16 protein-coding genes are annotated in these 25,043 nt (G+C 70.9%); 8 read left to right on the top strand and 8 right to left on the bottom strand.

The genetic code is table 11. From position 1 onward, the window contains the following. Positions 1-177: 177 nt before the first annotated feature. Positions 178-1,407 (top strand): transcriptional regulator, encoded by a 1,230-nt coding sequence (locus AB0D66_RS00470; RefSeq protein WP_362294366.1) that lies wholly within the window; start codon positions 178-180, stop codon positions 1,405-1,407. Here AB0D66_RS00470 and AB0D66_RS00465 read toward each other — a convergent pair. Together AB0D66_RS00465 and AB0D66_RS00460 are read right to left on the bottom strand one after the other, a co-directional pair. After that, positions 1,388-2,053, bottom strand: coding sequence for an HAD family hydrolase (locus tag AB0D66_RS00465; protein WP_362294363.1), 666 nt, complete (start codon positions 2,051-2,053; stop codon positions 1,388-1,390). The two genes, AB0D66_RS00470 and AB0D66_RS00465, sit on opposite strands and share 20 nt — an antisense overlap. A gap of 82 nt (positions 2,054-2,135) precedes the next feature. Then, a complete protein-coding gene (locus tag AB0D66_RS00460; protein WP_362294360.1) occupies positions 2,136-4,190 on the bottom strand; it encodes a prolyl oligopeptidase family serine peptidase in 2,055 nt (684 codons plus the stop codon). An 83-nt stretch (positions 4,191-4,273) separates the two neighbouring features. Between AB0D66_RS00460 and AB0D66_RS00455 the strand changes: the two genes are divergently transcribed. Next, positions 4,274-5,821 (top strand): MFS transporter, encoded by a 1,548-nt coding sequence (locus AB0D66_RS00455; RefSeq protein WP_362294357.1) that lies wholly within the window; start codon positions 4,274-4,276, stop codon positions 5,819-5,821. Between the two features lie 146 nt (positions 5,822-5,967). After that, entirely contained in the window at positions 5,968-7,005 is a 1,038-nt protein-coding gene (locus tag AB0D66_RS00450) for an amidinotransferase (RefSeq protein WP_362294924.1), read from the top strand. Positions 7,006-7,162: 157 nt separating this feature from the next. Here the strand turns inward: AB0D66_RS00450 and AB0D66_RS00445 are convergent, their stop codons facing one another. The 4 genes from AB0D66_RS00445 to AB0D66_RS00430 all read right to left on the bottom strand — a co-directional run bounded on the left by AB0D66_RS00445 (position 7,163) and on the right by AB0D66_RS00430 (position 13,686). Next, on the bottom strand, positions 7,163-8,569 hold the full coding sequence (locus AB0D66_RS00445) for a cytochrome P450 (RefSeq protein ID WP_362294354.1): 1,407 nt from the start codon (positions 8,567-8,569) through the stop codon (positions 7,163-7,165). Positions 8,570-8,702: 133 nt separating this feature from the next. Then, the gene (locus tag AB0D66_RS00440) at positions 8,703-9,695 is read right to left on the bottom strand and encodes an excalibur calcium-binding domain-containing protein (RefSeq protein ID WP_362294351.1); all 993 of its coding nucleotides are present in this window, start codon (positions 9,693-9,695) and stop codon (positions 8,703-8,705) included. Positions 9,696-9,942: 247 nt separating this feature from the next. Beyond that, positions 9,943-11,472: a UDP-N-acetylglucosamine 1-carboxyvinyltransferase gene (locus AB0D66_RS00435; protein WP_362294348.1), complete on the bottom strand. Its 1,530-nt coding sequence runs from the start codon at positions 11,470-11,472 to the stop codon at positions 9,943-9,945. A 243-nt stretch (positions 11,473-11,715) separates the two neighbouring features. After that, the gene (locus AB0D66_RS00430; protein WP_362294922.1) at positions 11,716-13,686 is read right to left on the bottom strand and encodes an amidohydrolase; all 1,971 of its coding nucleotides are present in this window, start codon (positions 13,684-13,686) and stop codon (positions 11,716-11,718) included. An 84-nt stretch (positions 13,687-13,770) separates the two neighbouring features. On the opposite strand from AB0D66_RS00430, the gene AB0D66_RS00425 reads away from it, so the two are divergent. From AB0D66_RS00425 to AB0D66_RS00405, 5 genes are all read left to right on the top strand, one after another. Further along, positions 13,771-14,775: a LacI family DNA-binding transcriptional regulator gene (locus tag AB0D66_RS00425; protein ID WP_362294345.1), complete on the top strand. Its 1,005-nt coding sequence runs from the start codon at positions 13,771-13,773 to the stop codon at positions 14,773-14,775. Between the two features lie 155 nt (positions 14,776-14,930). Then, complete coding sequence (acnA, locus tag AB0D66_RS00420) at positions 14,931-17,645, top strand: aconitate hydratase AcnA (protein WP_362294919.1); 2,715 nt, start codon at positions 14,931-14,933, stop codon at positions 17,643-17,645. A gap of 308 nt (positions 17,646-17,953) precedes the next feature. Continuing rightward, positions 17,954-19,384: an N-acetylglucosamine/diacetylchitobiose ABC transporter substrate-binding protein gene (ngcE, locus tag AB0D66_RS00415; protein ID WP_362294342.1), complete on the top strand. Its 1,431-nt coding sequence runs from the start codon at positions 17,954-17,956 to the stop codon at positions 19,382-19,384. A 19-nt stretch (positions 19,385-19,403) separates the two neighbouring features. Further along, positions 19,404-20,348 carry a sugar ABC transporter permease gene (locus tag AB0D66_RS00410; protein ID WP_362294339.1) on the top strand — a complete coding sequence of 315 codons (945 nt, stop codon included), beginning with the start codon at positions 19,404-19,406 and terminating at the stop codon, positions 20,346-20,348. A gap of 13 nt (positions 20,349-20,361) precedes the next feature. Further along, positions 20,362-21,288: a carbohydrate ABC transporter permease gene (locus AB0D66_RS00405; RefSeq protein ID WP_362294336.1), complete on the top strand. Its 927-nt coding sequence runs from the start codon at positions 20,362-20,364 to the stop codon at positions 21,286-21,288. 37 nt (positions 21,289-21,325) lie between these two features. Here AB0D66_RS00405 and AB0D66_RS00400 read toward each other — a convergent pair whose 3' ends face one another. Further along, entirely contained in the window at positions 21,326-22,048 is a 723-nt protein-coding gene (locus AB0D66_RS00400) for an MgtC/SapB family protein (protein WP_362294333.1), read from the bottom strand. A gap of 28 nt (positions 22,049-22,076) precedes the next feature. Beyond that, positions 22,077-24,797, bottom strand: a complete 2,721-nt coding sequence (mgtA, locus tag AB0D66_RS00395; protein ID WP_362294330.1) for a magnesium-translocating P-type ATPase — start codon at positions 24,795-24,797, stop codon at positions 22,077-22,079. Positions 24,798-25,043 lie beyond the last annotated feature (246 nt).

Here is a 25,043-nt window from a genome sequence, read left to right as displayed (position 1 = left end):
CTCCTGTCAGCGGATGATGGAGACACCATGACGGGGCAGAAGCCCCTGAACGAGGGCTTCCAAGGGGGCCTTTCGCGTGTGCAAGAGGACTTCTCTGTACCCGAACAGATGAATCGTGGTCATCGAAGGGACTTCCTGAGACAGTGGCCATCTGCCCATCGCACTATGGAGGTTGGAATGCCCCGACCAACCGGAAACACCCGACTGCGGGCCGCTCGGATGGCTGCGGGCTACCGCTCTCAGCAGGACCTCGTGGACGCCCTCGCCGACCGAGGCGTAACCGTCGGAATCCGACAGGTGCGGCGCTGGGAGTCCGATAACCCGCCGCTGCCCTACCCCGACGTCCGCCTGGTCCTTGTCGAACTCCTCGGCCAGGACCTCGCACAGCTCGGATTCACGTTGCCGGGCGGTACAGAACCCGGGCGCCGCGCGGCCGTGAGCGCGCTACCGGCACCGAACCGGGGGCCCCTGCGGACCCCGAACGCCCTCCAGCCGGCCAGTTCCGCAGCCGAATGCCTGGCCGTCACCCGTGCCCACCGCCGTCTGTACTGGACCGTCGCTCCCGTCACGCTGCATCCGGCAGTCAGCGCACACGCGACGCTGGGCGCAGCCCTGTTGGAAGCCACCACGGGCCGTACCCGAGTTGTCCTGGGCACCGCCCTCGCGGAGTCCTGGCTGCTGGCAGGCCGGATCGAGTTCTTCGACCTCCGCGAGCCCGGTCGTGCGGGGGACACGTGGGTGCGCGCCCTTCAGGCCGCCGGCGAGGCAGATGACGCGCTGCTCGGATCCGCCACCCTTGCCCACATGGCGTTCATCCCCGGCTGGGCCGGAGACCAGCGGGCCGCAGCCGAGCGCATGGTGGCGGCACGCACCTACGCCCGGCGCGGCCCGGCCTCCGCCGAGTTCCTGGCCTGGCTCGACGCCGTCGAGGCCGAATGCGAGACCCGCTGCGGCAACACGAGGAGTGCGATGAATCTCATCGCACACGGCGAAGGCCTCCTCGCGGTGGGCGGCGCGCACCCGAGCCCCGAATGGATGGACTGGTTCAGCCCGGTCAGGCTCCAGGCGTTCAAGGGCAACACGCAGCTGCGGGCCGGGCACCTGCCGCAAGCCCGGGAGACCCTGCTCCACGTACTCGAGGAGCTCCCCGCGGGCGCCGACAAGCAGCGCACCGTGGTACTCGGCGACCTGGCCGCGGTCGAGGCCGCGGCCCGCGCCCCGGAGGCAGCCGCCGCGTACGCACTGCGGGCGCTGGAGCTTCTGGAATCGCACTGGTACGCCACCGGCCTGGAGCGGGTCCGGGAGGTGCGGCGCGCACTGGTGCCATGGCAGCACGAGCAGTGCGTCCGCGACCTCGACGACCGGCTGTACGGGTGGGGAGCGGTGGTCAGCGCTCTGGCGAATTGAACTCCGAGATCCGGCCCGGTAGCTCCGCCAGGCTTTCGACGCGGAACGTCGGCAGCGTCCGGGCCTCCTCGGAGTTCCACTGAATCGTGGCCCACGGGCCGCGGCGTACGAGCGCGGTGCGCATCCCGGCCTGCTCGCCGGGACGCAGGTCGTTGTCCACGCGGTCACCCACGTACAGGATCTCCTCCGGGGCGAAGGGCACCGCGGCAGCCACGCGGACGAAGAACTCCGGGTCGGGCTTGCTGGCGCCCCAGTCGTCCGACGTACCGATCAGGTCCACGTCGCCGCTGAAGAGGCCGCGCAGGATGCCGCCCGCGCGTACGGTCTGATTCCCCGCGATGCCGAGCCACAGTCCGTCGGCGCGGAGCTTGGCGAGCGACGGCCGGACGTCGGCGTACAGGTCCGACTCGTCGAAGTGCTCCGGCTGGCCCGCCGCCGCGCGCGCTTCCCGCTGTTCGTACAGGTCGAAGCCGGGCCGGAACTCCTGGAACACCTCGCGGTAGTCCCGGCCTTGGGCGATGACGGCACCGAACATCGCGGCGAAGGTGTGACGCGGAACGCCGAGCCAGTCAGCCCACGTGCCGTACTCCCGCGTTTCGTCCACGAGGCATTCGCCGACATCGAAAACCACAGCGCGAATCGTCATGGGGGCAGCCTAGTGGCGGGGTCGTGAAGGGATCACGGCCCCGCAGACAACGGCGCCTCCCGGGCCCTTCGGCGTGCAGGGGTCAGGACAGTTCGCGGCGGAAGAACTCCAGCTCCAGCGCCATCACCTTCTCCCGCGTACCGCCCGGCGTCATGTGCGTGACGCCCGGCAGGGCCAGGAGTTGGTGGGGGCGGCCCGCGTCCGTGAGGGCCTGGGACAGGCGCAGGGTGTGGGAGGGGTGGACGTTGTCGTCGGCCAGGCCGGTGACCAGGAGCAGCGGGCGGGTCAGCTTCGGGGCGTCGGGGAGCAGCGAGTCCCGTTCGTAGGCCTCCGGCTCGTCCCGGGGGAGGCCCAGGTAGCGCTCGGTGTATGCCGTGTCGTAGTGCCGGAAGTCGGTCGGCGCCGCGCCGGCGGCCGCCGCGTGGAAGACGTCCGGGCGCCGCAGCACCGCCAGGGCCGCGAGGTAGCCGCCGTAGGACCAGCCGCGGATGCCGACCCGGCCGAGGTCGAGGTCGCGGTGCCGGGCGCCGAGGGCCTGGAGGGCCGCGACCTGGTCCTCCAGGGTGACCTCGGAGAACCCGCGGTACACGGCGTGCGTGAAGGCGGGGGAGACGTGCGGGGTGCCGCGGTTGTCGACGGTCACCACCGCGAAGCCCTGGTCGGCCCACCACTGCCGGGCCTGCCAGCGGCGCGGCTCGGCGGACACGTCCTGGAAGCCGGGGCCGCCGTAGCTGTCCATCAGGACGGGCAGCCGCCGCCCGGGGACGTGGTGGCGGGGGAGGACGAGGGAGGTGGGGACGCCGTGCTCGGTGACCCGCTCCAAGGCCGGCACCACCCGGTACGGCAGGGGCTGGGACAGGTCCGCGGGGACGAACTCCCGTCCGTCCGCGGTCCGTACGAGGCGCCGGTACCCGTCGGCGTCGGCGGAGGTCAGCAGCAGCGTCCCGGCCCCGGCCTGGACGCTGTGCACCCCGGGCCCGTCCGCGAGCGGGGTCCGCTCCCCGGTCGCGGAGTCGAGCAGCAGGACCTGCTGCTCCGCCGGGTCGCGCAGGCCGGCCTCGACCAGCAGCCGGCCCTGGTGGAGTCCGGCCACGCGGCGGACCTGGATCCCGTCGCCGGTGAGCAGCACGCCGTCGGCCGCGAGGGCGCGGGCGGCGCCGGCCGGAGTGTCGGCGGAGGTCAGCATCCGCCCGTCGGGGAGCCGGGCGGGGGTGCCGGGGAGGGGGTCCACCCACCGCGGGTGCGTGGTGCGGGACAGCTCCCGGGTGCGGCCGGTGGCCGGGTCGGCGGAGAGCAGCAGGACGGTGCGCTGGAGCCGGTCCTGGACGGTCAGCAGGATCTCCCGGGGCGACTCCCAGCCCGCGTCGCAGACGTACGGGTAGGCCCCGGCGTCCCAGTCGAGCCGTATCCGCTGCCCGTCCGGGCTCAGCACCCACAGCTGGACGTCGGCGTTGGGCCCGCCCGCCTCCGGGTAGGCGAAGTCCTCGGCCGGCAGCTCCGGCCGCGCGGGATCGGTGAAGTACCGGCGCTGGAGGGCGGATTCGACGACGCGCGCGGCCAGCAGGGTGGTCCCGTCCGGGGACCACCAGTGGCCGCGGGGCCGGCTCAGCTCCTCGGCGGCCGCGAACTCGGCGAGGCCCCAGCGGGCCCCGTCGTCGGGGCTGACCCGGCCGCCCGGGACGACGTACAGGGCGTCGGCGCTGACGTACGCGGTGCGGGAGCCGTCGATGTTGGGGCGGGGGTCCAGGGCGGGTCCGGCGGCCGGCAGGGGCTCGGGCCGGCCGTTCCCGTCGGCGGTGACCCCGAACAGCCGCCCGTACAGCGCGAAGGCGGCGCTACGGCCGTCGCCGGAGAGCGCGTACGAGCCGATCCCGGCGGCGACGAGGCGGATCCGCTCGCGCAGGCGGCGCTCGGCGGCGGGGAGCTCGCCGGGTTCGGGGCACAGTTCGCGGGGGTCGGCCAGGCGGGACTCGGTGCCGGTGGCCGTGTCGAGGACCCAGAGGCTCTCGAAGGGGTCGGTGGGCCCGGCGGACCGGAGGAACCAGAGCAGCCGCCCGTCGTCCCCGAAGGCGAAGGCGCGCGGGGCGCCGTACGTGGAGCGGGCGGTGCTCGCGGAGAGCCTGAGGAAGTCATCCATGATCGTAGTGTGACATGTGCAATATCACATCGCCTAGGCTGTTCGAGTGGTGACCGCCTGTGTCCGGGCTTAGCGTCGACAGGGTGGACCGGAACGCAACGCCGACCAGCACCGGGACCGACGGCAAGGTCCGAGGAGGCGGGAACGGGCTCGCCCTGTTCGTCATCGCCTCCTGCCAGCTGATGGTGGTCCTCGACATCACCATCGTGAACATCGCCCTGCCGCACATCCAGACCGCGCTCGACTTCTCCACCGAGAGCCTCTCCTGGGTGGTCAACGCCTACACCCTCACCTTCGGCGGCCTGCTGCTGCTCGGCGGGCGCACCGGCGACATCCTCGGCCGCAAACGGGTCTTCATCTTCGGCATCCTGCTCTTCGGCCTGGCCTCCCTCCTCGGCGGATTCGCCCAGAACGCCGGACAGTTGATGGCCGCCCGGGCCCTGCAGGGCGTCGGCGGCGCCATCGCCTCCCCGACCGCCCTCGCACTGATCACCACCACCTTCCGCGAAGGCCCCGCCCGCAACCGGGCGTTCGGCGTGTTCGCCGGGGTCTCGGCCGGCGGCGGCGCGATCGGGCTGCTCGCGGGCGGCATGCTGGTCACCTGGCTCGACTGGCGCTGGGTGCTCTTCGTCAACGTCCCGATCGCCATCCTCATCGCCCTGCTGGCCTCGAAGGTCATCCGCGAGTCCGAGCGCCGCCCGGGGCACTTCGACCTCGCGGGCGCGCTGCTGTCCACGCTCGGCATGGTCGCGCTGGTGTACGGGTTCATCCGCGCGGCCCAGGAGGGCTGGCGCGACCCCTGGACGCTGGGCTCCTTCGGCGCCGCCGTGGTCCTGCTGACGCTCTTCGTCGTCAACGAGCGGTACTCGCCCCAGCCGATCACCCCGCTGCACATGTTCGCCGACCGCAACCGGGCCGGCACGTACGGGATCATGCTGTTCCTCGCCTGCGCGATCTTCGGCATGTTCTTCTTCCTGACGCTCTTCGTGCAGATCGTGCTCGGCTTCAGCCCGCTGCGGGCGGGCCTCGCCTTCCTGCCGGTGAGCGCGGTGATCGCGGTGGGAGCGGCCCTCACCTCGCAACTCCTGCCGAAATTCGGTCCCAAGCCGTTCATGGTCGGGGGCGCCCTGTGCTCCGCGGCCGGCCTCGGCTGGCTGACCCTGACCGACATCCACTCGACCTACCTGGGCAGCATCCTGGGCCCGATGCTCCTCTTCAGCCTGGGCATGGGCCTGCAGTTCGTCTCGCTGACGCTGATGGCCCTGTCCAACGTCCCGGACCGGGAGTCCGGCGCGGCCTCCGGGCTGCTCAACGCGACGCAGCAGGTCGGCGGTTCGCTCGGGCTGTCGATCCTGGTGACCGTCTTCGGCACGGCCAGCCGCAACGAGGCCAGGGACCAGCTGCCGGGCTTCCTGCGGACGGCGACCCCCGAACAGCGGGCCTCCTTCGAGCGCACCGGACAGTTCCCGAAGCCCTGGAGCGACCAGGTGCTGACCTCAGGCATCAGCGCGGCCTTCGTCGTGGCCGCCCTGTTCACCCTCGTGGGGGCGGTGATCGCATTGTTCGCCATCCAGGTCCGGCCCTCGGATCTCGAACGCCTGCAGGGCAACCACACCCCGGCCAAGGTGTAGCCGTGGCCACGGAACCCCTCGCGGAGCCCGGCGCGGAAGCCGTCACTGAGCCCGGCGCGGAAGCCGTCAGGGAGCCCGTCCCCGACCCCGCCGCGCAACCGGAACCGCTCGTCTCACCGGTCAACTCGCACAACGAGTGGGACCCGTTGGAGGAGGTCGTCGTCGGCCGGCTCGAGGGCGCGACCATCCCCTCCAAGCACCCGGTCGTGGCCTGCAACATCCCCCCGTGGGGCGCGCGGCTGCAAGGGCTCGCCGCCGGTTTCAAATACCCGCGCGCGCTGACCGGGCCGGCGCAGGACGAGCTCGACCGGTTCGTCGCCCTCCTGCAGAGCCTCGGCGTCACGGTCAGGCGCCCGGACCCGCTCGACCACGGACAGCGCTTCGCCACGCCCGACTGGACCTCCCGCGGGTTCTCCAACACCTGCCCGCGGGACAGCATGCTCGTGATCGGCGACGAGATCATCGAGACCCCGATGGCATGGCCGTGCCGCTACTTCGAGACCCACTCCTACCGCACGATCCTCAAGGACTACTTCCGGCGCGGCGCGCGCTGGACGGCTGCGCCCAAGCCGCAGCTCACCGACGCGCTGTTCGACCCGGACTTCCGCATCCCGGCGGCCGGCGAGCCCGTGCGCCACATCCTCACCGAGTTCGAACCGGTCTTCGACGCGGCGGACTTCGTACGCGCGGGACGCGACCTGTTCGTGACGCGGAGCAACGTCACCAACCGCATGGGCATCGACTGGCTGCGCCGCCATCTCGGGCCGGGCTACCGCATCCACGAGATCGAGAGCCGCTGCCGTACGCCGATGCACATCGACACCACGTTCGTCCCGCTCGCCCCCGGCAGGGTGCTCGTCAACCCCGACTACGTCGACATCGACCGCCTGCCCGAGGTCCTGAGCTCGTGGGACGTCCTGGTCGCCCCCGAACCCGACCCGATCGACGAGCGCCTGCTCAGGATCACCTCCATGTGCGGCAAGTGGCTCAGCATGAACGTGCTGATGATCGACGAGCACCGGGTGATCGCGGAACGGCACCACACCGGCATGCAGCGCGCCCTCGAGCGGTGGGGCTTCGAACCGATCCCCTGCGACCTGCTGCACTACGCGCCGTTCGCCGGCTCGTTCCACTGCGCCACGCTCGACGTCCGGCGCCGCGGCACCCTCGAGTCGTACCGCTAGTGCTGTGACCGCAAAGGTTCACCGGGTCGCGACGCCCGGCACGGCACCTCGCTGCGTTGTCGGACCGCGCACGTACGTCCAGTACGAGCCGTGGCCCTCCGCCTTGCGATGCACCGCACCGGACGCCGCGCCCCGGCAAACCTCTCCGGCCACAGCACTAGGCCAGGCGGCGCACCCGGCAGCGCGCCGGACCGGCCGGCCGCAGGGTGATCCCGGCGCTGACGGGGATCTCGGTGTCCACCGCCTCGAACTCGTACGCCCGCAGGATCATCGCCAGCGCGATCACCGATTCCAGCATCGAGAAGTGCTGCCCGATGCAGGCGCGCGGCCCGCCGCCGAAGGGGAACCAGGCGTAGCGCGGGCGGCCGGCCTCCGCCTCCGGCGTGAAGCGCTCCGGATCGAAGCGGTCCGGGTCCGGCCAGTGGAGCGGGTGGCGGTGCGTCACCCAGGGCGCCAGGATCACGTTCGCGCCCGCGGGGATGGCGTACCCGTCGACCTCGGTGGCGGCGACGGCATTGCGGCCGATCACCGGGGCGGCCGGGTAGAGCCGCATCGTCTCCTTCAGGACCCGGGTGAGGTACGGGAGCCGGTCCAGGTCGGCGGCCTCGGGCGTACGGTCGCCCAGGACCCGGGCGATCTCCTCGCGGGCCCGGCGCTGCTCCTCGGGGTGGCGGGCCAGCAGGTGCAGCGCGAAGGCGAGGGAGGTGGCGGTCGTCTCGTGCCCGGCGAGCAGGAAGATCAGCACCTGGTCGCGCAGTTCGGTGACGTCGAACTCCGCGTCGTCCGAGCTCCCGGCGGCGGCGAGCAGCGTGAGCAGGTCCTCACCGGCCCCGGAGCCCTCGCCCGGACCCCCACCCGCGCCGGGGCCGGCCGCGGTCCGCCGCCGCTCCCCGATGATCTTGTCGCAGACCGCGTACAGCTCGTCCATCGCCGCGGCCGCCCGCCGGTTGGCCGGGGTCGGCCAGCTGCGCGGGAAGTTGGCGGGGGAGTAGCCGCGGCGCAGCACGTACTCCGTGATGACCGGAAAACACCGGTCCACGACGTCGACCGTGGCCTCCACGTCGGTCCCGAACAGGATCCGGGAGACGGCGCGCAGCGCCAGGTGCATCATCTGCCCGGACACGTCGACCACGCCGCCCGGAGCCCGCTCCCAGGCGGACAGGACCGCCTCGGTCTCGGCGGCGACGGCGCCCGCGTACCCGTCCACCCGCCGCCGCGTGAACAACGGCTGGACCAGCCGCCGCTGGCGCAGGTAGTCCTCGTCCTGGCTGGTCAGCAGGCCGTTGCCGAACGAGTCCCGGATCTCCTGGTAGAAGCGGTTGTCCTTGCGGAAGTTGGCCGAATCGGAGGCGAGCACCTGCTGCGCCCCCTCCGCGGAGAACACGCAGTACAGCTCGGCCCGCAGCCCGGGCGGCCCGGCGACGATCCGCACCACGTCCCCGTGCTCGCGCCGGGCCCGCAGGTAGGCGCCGAGCGAGTCCGACTTCAACTCGAACAGCGACCCGACCACCGGCGCCCCCGCGAGCGCGGGCACCTGCGCACCCGTATCCGCCCCAACTGCCATGACAGCCCCCCTCGTTCCCGTACCGAAACCCCGATTCTGCCGGTCATCGGCCGGTAGGGGCGAGGATCTCGGCCAAAAGGGCCGAAATGCGACGATGTGGAGGTCGGGGGGCTGCGGGGCGGTCACGGTTCCCTCACTCGCAGCCCACACCGTCTCCGTCGCGGTCGAGGTGTCGGCCGTAGCCGGGGTCGCCGCGCCGGATCGGGTCGGCTCCGGCCGCGCGGACGGCGGCGCAGTTCTTGTAGGAGACGCTGCCGCCACCACCCGTGGAAGTCCCGCCGGACGCGGACGAGCCGCCGGAGCCGGTGGACGAACCGCCGGTGGACGAGGTGGTGCCGGAGTCGTCATCGTCGCGGCTCGGCGGCGGCGTCGGGTCCGGGTGCAGCTTCGTGTTCCTGCCGGCCGGGCAGGGCGTGCCGGGCGCGGTGAGGGCGAGGCGGGCGGTCGTGGACTTCGGGCTGCGGACCTCCGTGCCCTCCTCGGGCTCCTGGAAGCAGACGGTCCAGTCGTCCACGCCCGTGGGGAGCGTGACGTCGGTGTACGCGCTGAGCGGCTCGATCTTCTGGAGCCCGACCGGCCCCAGCGTCTCGGACGCCTTCGCGAAGGTCAGGCCCACGACCTTGGGCATCTTCGGGTAGGGGATCGGATCGCCGTCCTTGGCGGGGCAGGGGACCTCGTTGCGCACGACACCGAAGTCGAGCGTCGGCAGTTTGCCGATCGGTTTGGCCGCCAGAGCCTGGAAGCACACCTTCCAGTTGTCGTCGTCCCACTGGCCGGCGTCGGTGTCGGCGGCGTCGTGGGAGATCGTGTCGTACCCGGCCGAGGAGGCCGCCGACTTGGCCGCCCTCAGGTTCTGGCCGACGAAGCCGGGAGGCGCGGAGGGGCTCGGGCTGGAACTCGGCGCGGCGGCGGCCGCCTGGGGCTTCGCGTCGGCCTCGGCCTTCTTCGGCGGGTCGCCGAGGAACGGGGTGAGGAACCACAGCCCCGCGACGACCGTGGCGACGATCTTCTTGCCCTTGCCCCAACCGCCCGTCCAGACCAGGGCTATGCCGGCCGGCGGTATGAGGACGAGGGCGGTGATGACGACCGCGGGATGGTGCCACCAGCGTCGGGCGGCCGAGGGCATGGGTGGGTAGGGGTGCGGCGGCGGATACACGGCTCTCCAGAATCGCGAGGATCGGGACTGCGGGGCATGGCGCAGGTGATGCCAGGGGGGTGGGCTGGAGAGATTACAGAGAAAGTTGAAGATCGTACGGGCAAGTGGGAAAAGTGAGGCGAAATGCTGATGTCGCGGCAGAAGGAAGGGCCCCTCCATCGCTGCGGGGAGCGGTGAAGGGGCCCTCGGGTGCCGCCGGGCGGGGGCGGCGCTGCGGTCAGATGTCCCGGAAGATCTCGATCTGGGCGCCCACCGAGTTGAGGCGTTCGGCCAGTTCCTCGTAGCCGCGGTTGATGACGTAGACGTTGCGCAGGACCGAGGTGCCCTCCGCCGCCATCATCGCGAGGAGGACGACCACGGCCGGGCGCAGGGCCGGCGGGCACATCATTTCCGCCGCGCGCCAGCGGGTGGGGCCCTCGACCAGGACGCGGTGGGGGTCCAGGAGTTGGAGGCGGCCGCCGAGGCGGTTGAGGTCGGTCAGGTAGATGGCGCGGTTGTCGTAGACCCAGTCGTGGATCAGGGTCTGGCCCTGCGCCACGGCGGCGATGGCCGCGAAGAACGGGACGTTGTCGATGTTCAGCCCGGGGAACGGCATCGGGTGGATCTTGTCGATCGGGGCTTCGAGCTTCGACGGGCGGACCGTGAGGTCGACCAGGCGGGTGCGGCCGTTGTCGGCGCTGTACTCGGCCGAGCGGTCGTGGTCCAGGCCCATCTCCTCCAGGACCGCGAGCTCGATCTCCATGAACTCGATCGGGACCCGGCGGATGGTCAGCTCCGACTCCGTGACCACCGCGGCGGCGAGCAGGCTCATCGCCTCGACCGGGTCCTCGGAGGGGGAGTAGTCCACGTCCACGTCGATGTTCGGGATGCCGTGGACGGTCAGGGTCGTGGTGCCGATGCCCTCGACCTTGACGCCCAGCGCCTCCAGGAAGAAGCACAGGTCCTGGACCATGTAGTTGGAGGAGGCGTTGCGGATGACCGTGACGCCGTCGTGCCGGGCCGCGGCCAGGAGGGCGTTCTCGGTGACCGTGTCCCCGCGTTCGGTCAGCACGATCGGGCGGTCGGGGGAGACCCCGGTGGCGACCTGCGCGTGGTAGATGCCCTCGGTCGCGGTGATGTCCAGGCCGAAGCGGCGCAGGGCGATCATGTGCGGCTCGATGGTGCGGGTGCCGAGGTCGCAGCCGCCCGCGTACGGGAGGCGGAACTGGTCCATCCGGTGGAGCAGGGGGCCCAGGAACATGATGATGCTCCGGGTCCGGCGGGCGGCGTCCGCGTCCATCGACTCCATGTCGAGGCGGGCCGGCGGGATCAGCTCCAGGTCCACGCCGTCGTTGATCCAGCGGGTGCGGACACCGATGGAGCCGAGGACCTCGAGGAGCCGGTAGACCTCCTCGATGCGGGCGACGCGCCGCAGGACCGTACGGCCCTTGTTGAGCAACGAGGCGCACAGCAGGGCGACACAGGCGTTCTTGCTCGTCTTGACATCGATGGCACCGGACAGCCGGCGGCCGCCGACGACGCGCAGGTGCATCGGGCCGGCGTAGCCGAGAGAGACGATCTCGCTGTCGAGCGCCTCGCCGATACGGGCGATCATCTCAAGGCTGATGTTCTGGTTGCCCCGCTCGATCCGGTTCACGGCGCTCTGGCTGGTGCCGAGTGCGTCGGCGAGCTGACTCTGTGTCCAGCCCCGGTGCTGCCGGGCGTCACGGATGAGCTTGCCGATGCGTACGAGGTAGTCGTCTGCCATGCCTGCACCGTATCTCAGATATGAGATGTTGATCGCGCGGGGTAGGCCGAACGGGTGTTACCGACCGTCAGCTCCCATAGTGGGGCCGCCGGACGGGTGATGCCATTTGTGATTCTCTGTCCCACTTGTCCCTCGGGGAGGCCGCCCTCCACGCACCGGAGGCCCGCCCTCCGCCCGCCCGCCGGCGCCGCCCCTCCGCCCGCCCGCCGGCCCGCCCCGGCAGCCGCCGGGGCAGGCCCTCGCTCAGGCCCCGCCGCCGCACCCGCACGCACGGTGCCGCCCGCCGTGCACCGCCGTGTACGAGGCGGGCCGCGGCCCCGGCACCGCGCGCGCGGCCCGGGCCGAAGCCGCCCTGCCCGCCGCGGACTCCGCGTCGTGCACCACCCGGCCGCCGACCAGCGTCAGCCGAACCTCCGTGCCGCTGATGTCGGCCACCGGGCAGCGGGTCACGTCCCGGTCCAGCACCACCAGGTCCGCGGCCTTGCCCCGCTCCACCGTGCCCGTCAGCCCCTCCTGGCGCAGCTGCCAGGCCGTGCCCGCCGTGTGCATCCGCAGGGCCGACGTACGGCTCAGGCCCTCCAGTTCCCGGTACAGCTCGCCCTCGCCGTGCGCGCCCCGCCGGTCGACCGCCGTACGGATCTGGTTCCACACCTGGAGCGCGTCCACCGGCCAGTCGGAACCCCCGGCGAGCCGCGCGCCCGCCTTCTCCAGGCTCCGCGCCGGGTACATCCAGCGGTGGCGCCCGGGCCCGATGTACGGCAGCAGGGCCTCCATCGTCCAGGTGTCCCGCGCCGCCCACTGGAGCTGCATGCAGGCCGCCACCCCGAGCTGTGCGAACCGCCGCAGGTCGGCAGGGTCCACGATCTGGAGGTGGGCGACGGCATTGCGCGGGTCGCGCTGACCGGTGGCCCGGCGCGCGTACGCGTACCCGTCGAGGGCCGTGCGCACGGCCCGGTCGCCCAGCCCGTGCGCGTGCATCTGCCAGCCGGCCCGGTTGAAGGCCGCGGTCAGCCGGCCGTAGTCGGCCGCCGAGGTGTAGAGCTCGCCGCGGTTCTTCGTCGGCACGCCCTTCCCGTCCAGGTACGGCTCCAGCAGCGCGGCCGTCTGGGCCGGGTACTCGATCACCCCGTCCAGGAACACCTTGACCATTCCGAAGCGCAGCCCGCGCGTCCCCTCGAACTCCCGCCGCAGCCCGCGCGCGTACTCCAGCGAGGCCGCCGGGTCCTTGGCCTGCGCGGCGTCCAGCCGGATCGCGGGCACGATCCGCTGCGGCAGCTTCCCGGCGCCGGCCAGGGCCCGGTAGAGCTCCAGCTCGTGCCGCCCGACCAGCGCGTCCATCATCGTCGTGATCCCGGACGCGGCGGCCAGCTCCAGCACCCGGGAGCAGGCCGCGAGCAGTTCGGCCCGGGAGGGCTCGGGGACGTGCCGCTGCACCAGGCCCTGCGCGTCGTCCTTGAGCACGCCCGTCGGCTGCCCGTCCGGCCCCTTCACGACCTGGCCGCCCGCCGGGTCGGGGGTGGCCGCCGTGATCCCCGCGATGTCCAGCGCCCGCCGGTTGACCCACATGTTGTGCCCGTCGCCGCCGACCAGCGCGACCGGGCGGCGCGTCGCCAGCGCGTCCAGCATCGAGTGGTGCGGGACCGCCCCGGTCGGCAGCAGCCCGACCGGATTCCAGTCCTCGACCACCAGCCAGCGGTCCGGTTCGGCCCCCGCGCCCCCGGTGTCGGCCAGGAACCCGCCGAGGATCGCGAGCAGTTCGGCCCCGGTGGTCTGCGCCCCGTCCAGCGAGGGCCGCAGGGAGCGGTCCCCGGCGCCCAGCGGGTGCACGTGCCCGTCGTGGATGCCGCTCATCACGGTGTTGCCGCCGGCGTCGACCGTCTCGGTGTCCCGGCCCACGAACCGGCGCAGCGCCGCGCCCTCCCCGGTGGCCAGGATCGTGCCGTCCCGGCCGACGGCGACCGCCTGCGCCGGACGGCCCTGCCCGACGCCGCTGAACACCCGCGCGTTGTGGATGACCAGGGCCGCCGCACCGCGCCCCGAAGGCGCCGCCGAGGCGCTGCCGGCCGACGCGCCGAGCAGACCCGCCGCCCCGGCGGCCCCGGCCGCCGCGAGCAGCCCCCGCCGGGACAGGGCGCCCGGCGGGACGGAGGAGGCGGCGGTAGGCCGGGAAGAAGGGGAGGGGGCAGGAGCAGAGGGAGGAGTAGAAGGCGTCATCACCCGTCCGATCGTCGATGTGGCCAGGACACTCTTTGGTTAACCCCGTAACCGGAACCCACCCCGGACGACGGAATCCGTACGATGGCCCGCGTGCCCGGACCGACGATCGCCGACATCGCGCGCGCCGCGGAGGTCTCCACCGCGACCGTGTCGCACGCCCTCAACGGCACCGGCCGCCTCGGCGACGGCACCCGCCGCCGGGTCAGGGAGACGGCCGCAGCCCTCGGCTACGGAGTCCACCGCGGCCCCCGCACCCGCACCCTCGGCCTCGCGGTCACCACCCACGCCGCATGGAGCTGGGACTTCGCGGGCGTCGCGTACTTCTCCCGGCTGCTCACCGCCGCCACCTCCGCCGCCCACGCCCGCGGCTACGCGCTGACCACCCTGCCCGCGGACCGCGGGGCCGAGCCCCTGTGGCACACCCTCGCGGTCGACGGGATGCTGCTGCTCGACAGCCCGCAGGGCGATCCGGTGCTCCGGGCCCTGCGGGCGCGCGGCCTGCCCGTGGTCTTCGACGGGCGCCCCGCCGAGCCCCGGCCCGGGGACGTGTGGGTGGACAACGACCACGAGGCCACCACCCGCGAGGTGCTCGACCACCTCGCCGCGGCCGGGGCCCGCCGCATAGCCCTGCATTCCGCCTTCGGCCGGGAGTTCTACACCGCCGCCGTCACCGCCGCCTACACGCGCTGGTGCTCGGAGCGCGGTCGACGCCCGCTCGTGGTTCCCTTTGATCCCGAGGACGCCGAGGGCAGGGCCTTCGACCGCGCTCTGGCCGCGCCCGGCCGCCCCGATGCCGTGTACAGCCTCTACGATCCGGGCGGTCACCAGGTGCTGGCCGCCGCCGCGCGGCACGGGATCCGTACGCCCGGGGGGCTCTTCCTGGTCTGCGCGAGCGAGGATCCCGCGTACGCGACGTCGGCGCCTGCCGTGACCACCGTCACCCTCCACCCCGAACGGATTGCGGAGGTCGCGGTGTCCGCCCTGGTCACACTGATCGAATCAGGGCATGCGGAATCAGCGGGTCAGTACACCGTCCCCGCATCCCTGCGGGTGCGTGCCTCGTCCCTGCCCCCGGTCATGTACTAGAGTTATCTCGACATCGAGATAACTGCCGAAGGCGTACCGCAGCCGCCCCCGCTGGTAAGGGTTACCTAACTTAGTCTTACCTTAGCGGATTGGCCAAGGGGCTTGGCGGCAGGATGCGGTCATACGCGCGAAATTCATGCATGAAGGAGACTGTCGTGTCGGCGAACAGCTTCGACGCCCGCAGCACGCTGCAGGTGGGCGACGAGTCGTACGAGATCTTCCGGCTGGACAAGGTTGAGGGCTCGGCCCGCCTGCCCTACAGCCTGAAGGTGCTGCTGGAGAACCTGCTCCGTACCGAGGACGGCGCGAACATCACCGCCGACCACATCCGGTCGCTCGGCAACTGGGACTCGCAGGCCCAGCCCAGCGAGGAGATCCAGTTCACGCCGGCTCGCGTGATCATGCAGGACTTCACCGGCGTTCCCTGCGTCGTGGACCTCGCCACCATGCGCGAGGCCGTGAAGGCCCTCGGCGGCGACCCGGCGAAGATCAACCCGCTCTCGCCCGCCGAGATGGTCATCGACCACTCGGTCATCGCCGACAAGTTCGGCACGAAGGACGCCTTCGCGCAGAACGTCGAGCTCGAGTACGGCCGCAACAAGGAGCGCTACCAGTTCCTGCGCTGGGGCCAGACCGCCTTCGACGACTTCAAGGTCGTCCCCCCGGGCACCGGCATCGTCCACCAGGTCAACATCGAGCACCTGGCCCGCACGGTCATGGTGCGGGGCGGCCAGGCCTACCCCGACACCCTCGTCGGCACCGACTCGCACACCACCATGGTCAACGGCCTGGGCGTGCTGGGCTGGGGCGTCGGCGGCATCGAGGCCGAGGCCGCGATGCTCGGCCAGCCGGTCTCCATGCTGATCCCGCGCGTCGTGGGCTTCAAGCTGACCGGCGAGCTGCCGACCGGCACCACCGCCACCGACCTGGTGCTCACGATCACCGAGATGCTGCGCAAGCACGGCGTCGTCGGCAAGTTCGTCGAGTTCTACGGCGAGGGCGTCGCCGCCACCTCCCTCGCGAACCGCGCCACCATCGGCAACATGTCGCCGGAGTTCGGCTCCACCGCCGCGATCTTCCCGATCGACGGCGAGACGCTGAAGTACCTGCGCCTGACCGGCCGCGACGCCCAGCAGGTCGCGCTCGTCGAGGCGTACGCCAAGGAGCAGGGCCTGTGGCTGGACCCGGCCGCCGAGCCGGACTTCTCCGAGAAGCTGGAGCTCGACCTCTCCACGGTCGTCCCCTCCATCGCCGGCCCGAAGCGCCCGCAGGACCGCATCGTCCTCGCCAACGCCTCCCAGCAGTTCGCGCAGGACGTGCGCAACTACGTCGAGGACGACGACGAGGCCGGCAAGGAGTCCTTCCCGGCCTCCGACGCCCCGGCCTCCGCCAACGGCGTCCCGACCCGCCCGACCCTGGTCACCCTGGCCGACGGCTCCTCCTTCGAGATCGACCACGGCGCCGTCACCGTCGCCGCGATCACCTCCTGCACCAACACCTCGAACCCCTACGTCATGGTCGCCGCGGCGCTCGTGGCCAAGAAGGCGGTCGAGAAGGGCCTGTCCCGCAAGCCGTGGGTCAAGACCACCCTGGCCCCGGGCTCGAAGGTCGTCACCGACTACTTCGACAAGGCCGGCCTGACCCCCTACCTCGACAAGATGGGCTTCAACCTCGTCGGGTACGGCTGCACCACCTGCATCGGCAACTCCGGTCCGCTGGACGAGGAGATCTCGAAGGCGATCAACGAGCACGACCTCGCGGTCACCTCGGTGCTCTCCGGCAACCGCAACTTCGAGGGCCGGATCAACCCCGACGTCAAGATGAACTACCTGGCCTCCCCGCCGCTGGTCGTCGCGTACGCCATCGCGGGCTCCATGAAGGTGGACATCACCACCGAGGCCATCGGCACCGACACCGAGGGCAACCCGGTCTTCCTCAAGGACATCTGGCCCTCCGAGGCCGAGGTCAACGACGTCGTGGCGAACGCCATCGGCGAGGACATGTTCAGCAAGTCCTACCAGGACGTCTTCGCGGGCGACGCCCAGTGGCAGGCGCTGTCCATCCCGACCGGCAACACGTTCGAGTGGGACCCGCAGTCCACCTACGTCCGCAAGCCCCCCTACTTCGAGGGCATGACGATGGAGACCACCCCGGTCTCCGACATCGCCGGCGCCCGCGTGCTGGCGAAGCTGGGCGACTCGGTCACCACCGACCACATCTCCCCGGCCGGTGCGATCAAGGCCGACACCCCGGCCGGCAAGTACCTCACGGAGCACGGCGTCGAGCGCCGTGACTTCAACTCGTACGGTTCCCGCCGCGGCAACCACGAGGTCATGATCCGCGGTACCTTCGCCAACATCCGCCTGCGCAACCAGATCGCGCCGGGCACCGAGGGCGGCTTCACCCGCGACTTCACCGCCCCGGACGCGCCGGTCTCCTTCATCTACGACGCCTCCCAGAACTACCAGGCCGCCGGCATCCCGCTGGTCATCCTGGCGGGCAAGGAGTACGGCTCCGGCTCCTCCCGCGACTGGGCGGCCAAGGGCACCGCGCTGCTCGGCGTCAAGGCCGTCATCGCCGAGTCCTACGAGCGCATCCACCGCTCCAACCTGATCGGCATGGGCGTCCTGCCCCTGCAGTTCCCCGAGGGCGCCACGGCGGCCTCCCTGGGCCTCACCGGCGAGGAGACCTTCTCCTTCACCGGCGTGGAGGAGCTGAACAACGGCACCACCCCGCGCACCGTCAAGGTGTCCACCGACACGGGCGTGGAGTTCGACGCGGTCGTCCGCATCGACACGCCGGGTGAGGCGGACTACTACCGCAACGGCGGCATCATGCAGTACGTGCTCCGCAACCTGATCCGCGGCTAGGCACCACCGCGGTCCGGCTCCGGACCGGCGCCGAAGGGCCGTATCCCCGAAAAGGGGGTACGGCCCTTCCGCTTGTCCGGCGTCCGGCGCAGATGACGGCCAGGTCTCAACTCGGAAAAGCTGGCCGCCATCCGTGTGCATGATCTTGCTCACGTGAGCGGAAGTGGACTATACCTGTGCCCGTCCGGATCATCGCGAGACGAGTGGTCCGGACCGGGGGGATGGGCGGGGACCTGCGGCGATGTCCGCATGCACGGCAACCGCCGTGATGTCCCGGCCTCCTTCACACTTCTGACGAAGGCGAGGACATGAGCATGGGATCCACTGGTGAGGGCCTCGGGCGCCGTGATCTGATCAAGCGCTCCGCAGCACTCGGACTGATCACGGTGCCGACGATGAGCTTCCTGTCCGCCTGCGCCTCCGGCGGCGAGGAGAGCACGAAGGGCCCGGACAAGGGCGTCGTCTCCAAGGAGAACCCCTTCGGCGTCGCCAAGGGCAGCAAGCTGGACGTCGTGGTCTTCAAGGGCGGCTTCGGCGACGACTACGCCAAGGCCTGGGAGGCCGCCTTCGACAAGAAGTGGGGCACGACCAGCTCCCACCTGGGCACCCAGGAGATCACCGCCAAGCTGCAGCCGCGCTTCAACGGCGGCAACCCCCCGGACGTCGTCGACGACTCCGGCGCCCAGCAGATCAAGCTGGACGTACTCGCCAAGGGCAACCAGCTCGCCGACCTCACCGCCGTGCTCGACGCGCCCTCGCTCGACGACCCGACCAAGAAGGTGCGCGACACGCTGGTCGCCGGCGCCGTCGAACAGGGCATGCTGGGCGGCAAGTTCGTCACCCTGAAGTACGTCTACGCCGTGTTCGGCCTCTGGTACTCCGGCAAGCTCTTCAAGGAGAAGGGCTGGACCCCGCCGAAGACCTGGGACGAGTTCCTGGCCGTCTGCACCAAGGCCAAGGAGGCGGGCATCGGCGGCCTCGCCCACCAGGGCAAGTTCCCGTACTACATCAACGTGGTCATCATGGACCTGATCGCCAAGAAGGGCGGTCTGGACGCCATGAAGGCGATCGACCACCTGGAGCCGAACGCCTTCGAGGGCAACCCGGCCGCCCTCGCCGCGGTCGAGGCGGTCTACGAGGTGGTGGAGAAGGGCCTGCTGATGCCCGGCACCAACGGCCTCACCCACACGGAGTCCCAGACCGCCTGGAACCAGTACAAGGCCGCCTTCATCCCCTCCGGCTCCTGGCTGGAGAACGAGCAGCTGAAGCAGACCCCGGAGGACTTCGACATGAAGTTCCTGCCGGTGCCCCTGCTCGCCGACAGCAAGCTGCCCTACGAGGCCATCCGGGCCGGCGTGGACGAGCCGTTCATCGTCCCCGAGAAGGCCGCCAACAAGGCCGGCGGACTGGAGTTCCTCCGCTCGATGCTGTCCCGCGAGTGGTCGACGATCTTCGCCCAGCAGGCCAACTCGCTCACCGTCGTCAAGGACGGCGTCGACCCCAGCGTCAAGCTGCGGCCGGGCACCCAGTCGGCCGTGGACGCCCTCAAGGCCGCGGACGCCAACACCTTCAGCTACCGCTACCCCGACTGGTACAGCGAAATGGACACCGAGATCCAGAACGCGTCCAATGAGCTGATGGCGCAGCGCATCCAGCCAAAGGAGTGGATCAAGCGGGCCCAGGCTGCGGTAGACAAGGCTGCCAAGGACCCGAACGCCAAGAACAACCGCCGCAGCTGACACCGCAGGGACGGACACCATGAGCCACGTAGCCCAGGGCAAGGGGCGGGCCGGTTTCATCACCGGCTTCCTCTTCGCGCCCCTCGCGCTGTACCTGACCTTCGTCATCTGGCCGTACGTGCAGACGTTCGGCTATTCCTTCACCAACTGGACGGGGCAGTCCCCGACGTTCGACTTCGTCGGCCTGGACAACTACGCGACGTTGCTGAACGACGAGGTCTTCCGCGGCGCGCTCTGGCACAACCTGCTGCTCCTGGTGTTCGTCCCGGTGATCACCATCCTGCTGGCCCTCTTCTTCGCCTTCATGGTGAACGCGGGAGGGCGCAGCGGGGCCGGCGGGGTGCAGGGCGTCAGCGGCTCGCGCTTCTACAAGGTCGTCTACTTCTTCCCGCAGGTCCTCTCCCTCGCCATCCTCGCCGTCCTCTTCGGCGCGATCTACCGCAGTGACGAGGGCGGCCTGCTCAACGGCTTCCTCATCAAGCTCGGCCTGATCTCCCCGCAGCACCCGGTCGAATGGCTCAACGAGCCGAACTTCGTGCTCTGGTGCCTGCTCTTCGTGGTCGTCTGGCACGGCGTCGGCTTCTACCTCGTCCTGTTCTCGGCGGCCATGCAGTCCGTCCCCAAGGACATCTACGAGGCGGCCCTGCTCGACGGCGCCGGACGCGCCCAGACCTTCTTCAAGGTCACACTGCCGCTCCTGTGGGATTCTGTGCAGACCTCCGCGGTCTACCTGGGCATCGCCGCGATGGACATGTTCGTCCTTGTGTCGACCATGACCTCGGGCCAGTTCGGCGGCGGTCCCGACCACCACAGCGAGGTCATGGCGACGGTGCTGATGCGCAACTTCCTGTACTTCGGCAAGAGCGGCTACGCCTGCGCCATGGGCGTGGTCATGCTCGCCCTGACCATGATCCTCTCCGTCATCACGCTGCGTGCCACCCGCCGCGAGCGCATCGAGTTCTGAGCGGGAGACCTCCATGACCACAGTGATCAAGGCTCCGGGCGAAGCGGCCGCGGAGCGGTCCGGGAAGGCCGGCCGGCCGGGGGCGGGGGACAAGTCCCGCTCCGAGGGCGTGGTCCTCAACGTCTTCTCGCACGGGTTCCTCGCCCTCTGGGCGATAATGATCGTGCTTCCGCTGATCTGGCTGGCGCTCGGCGCCTTCAAGACCGACGCGCAGATCGGCGGCTCGGCCCTGACCTGGCCCGCGAACTGGAACTTCGACGCCTTCGGCAGGGCCTGGGACAAGGGCATCGGCGGCTACTTCGCCAACACCCTCATCGTGCTGGTGTTCTCGGTGCCGCTGACCATGCTGTTCGGCTCGATGGCCGCCTACGTGCTGGCCCGCTACCCCTTCAAGGGCAACCGGGTCGTCTACTACTTCTTCGTCAGCGGGGCGATGTTCCCGGTGTTCCTGGCGCTCGTACCGCTGTTCTTCATGGTCAAGCGCTTCGACATGCTGAACACGTACCAGGGCCTGATCCTGGTGTACGTCGCCTACTCGATGCCGTTCACCGTCTTCTTCATGCACTCCTTCTTCCGGACGCTGCCCACGGCGATCCACGAGGCGGCGGTCATCGACGGGGCCTCCGACACCCGGATCTTCTTCCAGGTGATGCTGCCGATGGCCAAGCCCGGCCTGATCAGCGTCGGGATATTCAACGTCCTGGGGCAGTGGAACCAGTACATCCTGCCCGCCGTGCTGATGCAGCCCCAGACGAGCGGAGAGCCCGAGCGCTACATGCTCACGCAGGGGCTCATCCAGCTCCAGTACCAGATGGGGTACGAGACGGACCTGCCGGTGCTGTTCGCCGGCGCGACCATCGCCGTCATCCCCATGCTGGCGGTCTACCTCTCCTTCCAGCGCCAGATCCAGGCCGGCCTGACCTCCGCCACCCTCAAGTAGCGGGGCGGGGGCCGGGCCGGCACCGGTCCGGCCCGGCTCAGGCCGCCGGGTCCGGCACGACCGACCAGCTGACCGCCGAGACCGAGGGGTCGAGCGAGAGGTTGCTGACCGCTTCCTCGAGGGCCTTGCCCTTCTGGCCCTCGGCGGTCAGCAGCGCGGACACCGTCACCCGGCCGGCCGCCGGGCCGTCCTGGCTGCGGATCTCCCGGAGCTGGTAGCCCGGCCGGGCCAGCGCGTCCACCAGCCGGTGGCGGATGTGGGCTTCCTCCGACTCCAGGCACACCGCCTCGAAGTGGTAGTCGGCGGCCACCTCGGCCCCGCCGCGCGGCTCGCGGTCCAGGCGACGGCCCAGCGGGCGCAGGACGAGGTTCGCCCCCACCACGCCCGCCGTGCCGCATAGGGCCAGCACGAACAGGCCCACGCCGGCCAGACAGCCCACGGCCGCCGAACACCACAGGGTGGCGGCCGTGTTCAGGCCCCGCACGCTCAGCCCGTCGCGCATGATCACGCCGGCGCCGAGGAAGCCGATCCCGGAGACGATCTGGGCGGCGACCCGGGAGCCGTCGTAGTTCACCTCCGCGGCCGCGCTGAGGAACCCGTACTGCGAGAGCAGCACGAACAGTGCCGCCCCGCCCGCCACCAGGGCGTTCGTACGCAGTCCCGCGAGGCGGGCCCGCCACTGCCGTTCCAGGCCGATGACGGCTCCGAGTCCGAGCGCGGCGGCCAGATGCGCGGCCATCTCCCATTCGGTGAGCTGCACCGGCCTCTCCCTTCTCCCTGCTCGGGCCTCAGAGCCAGGTGTTGAACCTGCGGATGTACCAGGTCTTCACGAGCTGGGTGAGCGTGCAGTAGGCGAGCAGCACGCCGATCAGCCACGGGAAGTAGCTCGCCGGCAGGGCCACGAAGCCCAGCGAGCCGGCCAGCGGGGAGAACGGCAGGTACAGGCCGGTCAGCACCGCGAGGACCGTCGTCACCATCACCGGCCACGAGGCGCGGGACTGGACGAAGGGGATCTTCCGGGTGCGGATCATGTGGACGATCAGGGTCTGCGAGAGCAGGCCCTCGATGAACCAGCCGGACTGGAAGAGCGACTGGCTCGCCTCGCTGTCGGCGGCGAAGACGTTCCACATGATCAGGAACATCGAGATGTCGAAGACGGAGCTGACGGGGCCGATGGTGACCATGAACCGCAGGATGCCCTTGGCGTCCCAGTTGCGGGGCTTGCGCAGGTACTCCTCGTCCATCCGGTCCCACGGGGTCGCCAGCTGGGAGATGTCGTAGACCAGGTTCTGCACGAGCAGCATGATCGCGAGCATCGGCTGGAAGGGGATGAAGGCGCTCGCCACCAGCACCGAGAAGACGTTGCCGAAGTTCGACGAGGCCGTCATCTTGATGTACTTGATCGTGTTGCCGAAGGTGGTCCGGCCCTGGAGCACGCCCTGCTCCAGGACGGTCAGGTCCTTCTCCAGCAGGATGATGTCGGCCGACTCCTTGGCGATGTCGACGGCGGTGTCCACGGAGATGCCGACATCGGCGTCGCGCAGCGCGGCGGCGTCGTTGATGCCGTCGCCGAGGAAGCCGACGGTGTGCCCGTCCGCCTGCAGGGCCCGCACGATCCGGGCCTTCTGGACCGGGTTGACCTTGGCGAAGACGGTCGTACGGGCGGCCAGCGCGCGCAGCTGCGGCTCGTCGAGGGCGTCGATCTCGGAGCCGAGCACCACCTGGCCCACGTCGATGCCGACGTCGGCGCAGACCCGGGCGGCCACCAGGTCGTTGTCGCCGGTGACGACCTTGACCGCGATGCCCTTGTCGGCCAGGCCCTGCAGGGCCCGGGCGGCGTCGGCCTTCGGCGGGTCGAGGAAGGCGAGGAAGCCGACCAGCGTCAGCCCCTCCTCGTCGGCGACGGTGTAGGTGTCGCGCGGCGCGGCGATGGTGCGGGTGGCGACGGCCAGGACCCGCAGGCCGCTGCGGTTGCTGTCCTCGGCGATGCGGGTGGCGTGCCACCGCAGCTGCTCGGTGAGCTCGACCTGCTCGCCGCGGTCCGCCATGTGCGTGCAGAGGTCCAGGACCTCCTCGACCGCACCCTTGGTGATCATGACGTGCTCGGGGCGGCCGAGGTCGCCCGCGAAGCCGTTCCGGTTGAGGACCACGGACATCCGGCGCCGGGCGAAGTCGAAGGGGATCTCGTCGACCATCGAGAACCGTGCGTCGACGACAACCTCCTCGGCCTCGTCCACGCGGTCGATGACCGCCTGGTCCATCAGGTTCCTCAGACCGGTCTGGAAGTGCGAGTTGAGGTAGCCGTACTCCAGGACCTCGTCGTCCTCGTTGCCGTGCACGTCCAGGTAGCGGTCCAGGACGATCCGGTCCTCGGTGAGGGTGCCGGTCTTGTCCGTGCAGAGCACGTCCATGGCGCCCAGGTTCTGGATGGCGTTGAGCCGCTTGACGACCACCTTGCGCCTGGCCATGGCGACCGCGCCGCGCGCCAGGTTGGCGGAGACCACCATCGGCAGCATTTCGGGGGTCAGGCCCACCGCGACGGCGACACCGAAGAGGAAGGCCTGGTTCCAGTCGCCTTTGGTCAGCCCGTTGACCAGGAAGACCACCGGGACCATGACCAGCATGAAGCGGATCAGCAGGAAGCTGACCTTGCGCACGCCGTTGTCGAAGTTGGTCTGCGGGCGCTCGCCGACCAGCGAGCCGGCCATCGAGCCGAAGTAGGTGTCGGCGCCGGTGGCGACGACGACTCCGGTGGCGGTGCCGGAGGTGACCGAGGTCCCCATCAGGCACAGGTTGTCGGCCTCGACCGGGTCCGTCGTCGCCTGCTGGCCGAGGTCCCGGGCACGCGTGTCGGCCTTGGCGACCGGCAGGGACTCGCCGGAGAGCGCGGCCTGGCCGACCATCAGGTCCTTGGAGGTGATCAGCCGCAGGTCGGCGGGGATCAGGTCGCCGGCGGCCAGCTTGACCACGTCGCCCGGGACCACCTGGTCCATGGGCACTTCGAAGGTGGTGGGACCGGAGCCGCTGCCGGCCCGGCGCTGTACCGCGCAGGTGGTGGTGACGAGCTTCTTCAGCGCATCGGCCGCGCGGCCCGAGCGGTACTCCTGCCAGAAGCGCAGCAGGCCGCTGATCCCGACCATCACGGAGAGGATGACGACGCCGGGGTCCCCGGGGTCCTGCCAGTACATGACGGCGGCCAGGAAGACGAGGACGCCGATGAAGGGGTTCCAGTACGCCTTCGCGAGCTGGACGAACCAGAGCGGCGCACGCTCCTGCGCCACGACGTTGGGGCCGTGCCGCTCCAGGCGCAGCGCCGCCTCGGCGTGGGTGAGGCCGTGGCGCGAGGCGTCCACGGACTGCAGGGCGTGGACGCCGGGGCGGCTGCTGAGCCCGGTCAGGCGCTCGCCGACGAGGCGGGTGCGGGACTCCAGCTCGGCGGCCTTGCGCTCGCGGCGGGTGCGGCCCGGCGGAGCGAGCTTCGCGGGGGTGCGAGGGGTGAGCATGGTCATGACGAATACCTCCCTCCACGGTGTCCGGGCAGCGCGGAGCCGCTCGGTCACGTGGAGTGATCATGGGTCGGCGCACGGTGCCGCGGACGGGCCACGGGATGCGCCGAGGGCATGGATGACGTATGCCTGACAGAAGAATCAGGACATGCGGAAGGAAAGGAAGGAACGCGGAACGCACGGAGGGCGCGGTGGGACACCGTGGCCGTGCGCGCTCAGGGAAAGGCCGACCGATCAGCGGATCGGCGG

Origin of the sequence: Streptomyces sp. NPDC048270, from assembly GCF_040652335.1 — a bacterium.
Lineage (GTDB): Bacteria > Actinomycetota > Actinomycetes > Streptomycetales > Streptomycetaceae > Streptomyces.
The sequence above is the reverse complement of the archived record's forward strand: the minus strand, read 5'-3'. Positions and strand labels throughout refer to the sequence as shown.

Excerpts from the sequence above, each read along its gene's own strand:
- AB0D66_RS00470 (WP_362294366.1), top strand. The coding sequence starts at position 178 with ATGCCCCGACCAACCGGAAACACCCGACTGCGGGCCGCTCGGATGGCT.
- AB0D66_RS00465 (WP_362294363.1), bottom strand. The coding sequence starts at position 2,053 with ATGACGATTCGCGCTGTGGTTTTCGATGTCGGCGAATGCCTCGTGGAC.
- AB0D66_RS00460 (WP_362294360.1), bottom strand. The coding sequence starts at position 4,190 with ATGGATGACTTCCTCAGGCTCTCCGCGAGCACCGCCCGCTCCACGTAC.
- AB0D66_RS00445 (WP_362294354.1), bottom strand. The coding sequence starts at position 8,569 with ATGGCAGTTGGGGCGGATACGGGTGCGCAGGTGCCCGCGCTCGCGGGG.
- AB0D66_RS00440 (WP_362294351.1), bottom strand. The coding sequence starts at position 9,695 with ATGCCCTCGGCCGCCCGACGCTGGTGGCACCATCCCGCGGTCGTCATC.
- AB0D66_RS00435 (WP_362294348.1), bottom strand. The coding sequence starts at position 11,472 with ATGGCAGACGACTACCTCGTACGCATCGGCAAGCTCATCCGTGACGCC.
- AB0D66_RS00430 (WP_362294922.1), bottom strand. The coding sequence starts at position 13,686 with ATGACGCCTTCTACTCCTCCCTCTGCTCCTGCCCCCTCCCCTTCTTCC.
- AB0D66_RS00425 (WP_362294345.1), top strand. The coding sequence starts at position 13,771 with ATGGCCCGCGTGCCCGGACCGACGATCGCCGACATCGCGCGCGCCGCG.
- ngcE (WP_362294342.1), top strand. The coding sequence starts at position 17,954 with ATGAGCATGGGATCCACTGGTGAGGGCCTCGGGCGCCGTGATCTGATC.
- AB0D66_RS00410 (WP_362294339.1), top strand. The coding sequence starts at position 19,404 with ATGAGCCACGTAGCCCAGGGCAAGGGGCGGGCCGGTTTCATCACCGGC.
- AB0D66_RS00405 (WP_362294336.1), top strand. The coding sequence starts at position 20,362 with ATGACCACAGTGATCAAGGCTCCGGGCGAAGCGGCCGCGGAGCGGTCC.
- mgtA (WP_362294330.1), bottom strand. The coding sequence starts at position 24,797 with ATGACCATGCTCACCCCTCGCACCCCCGCGAAGCTCGCTCCGCCGGGC.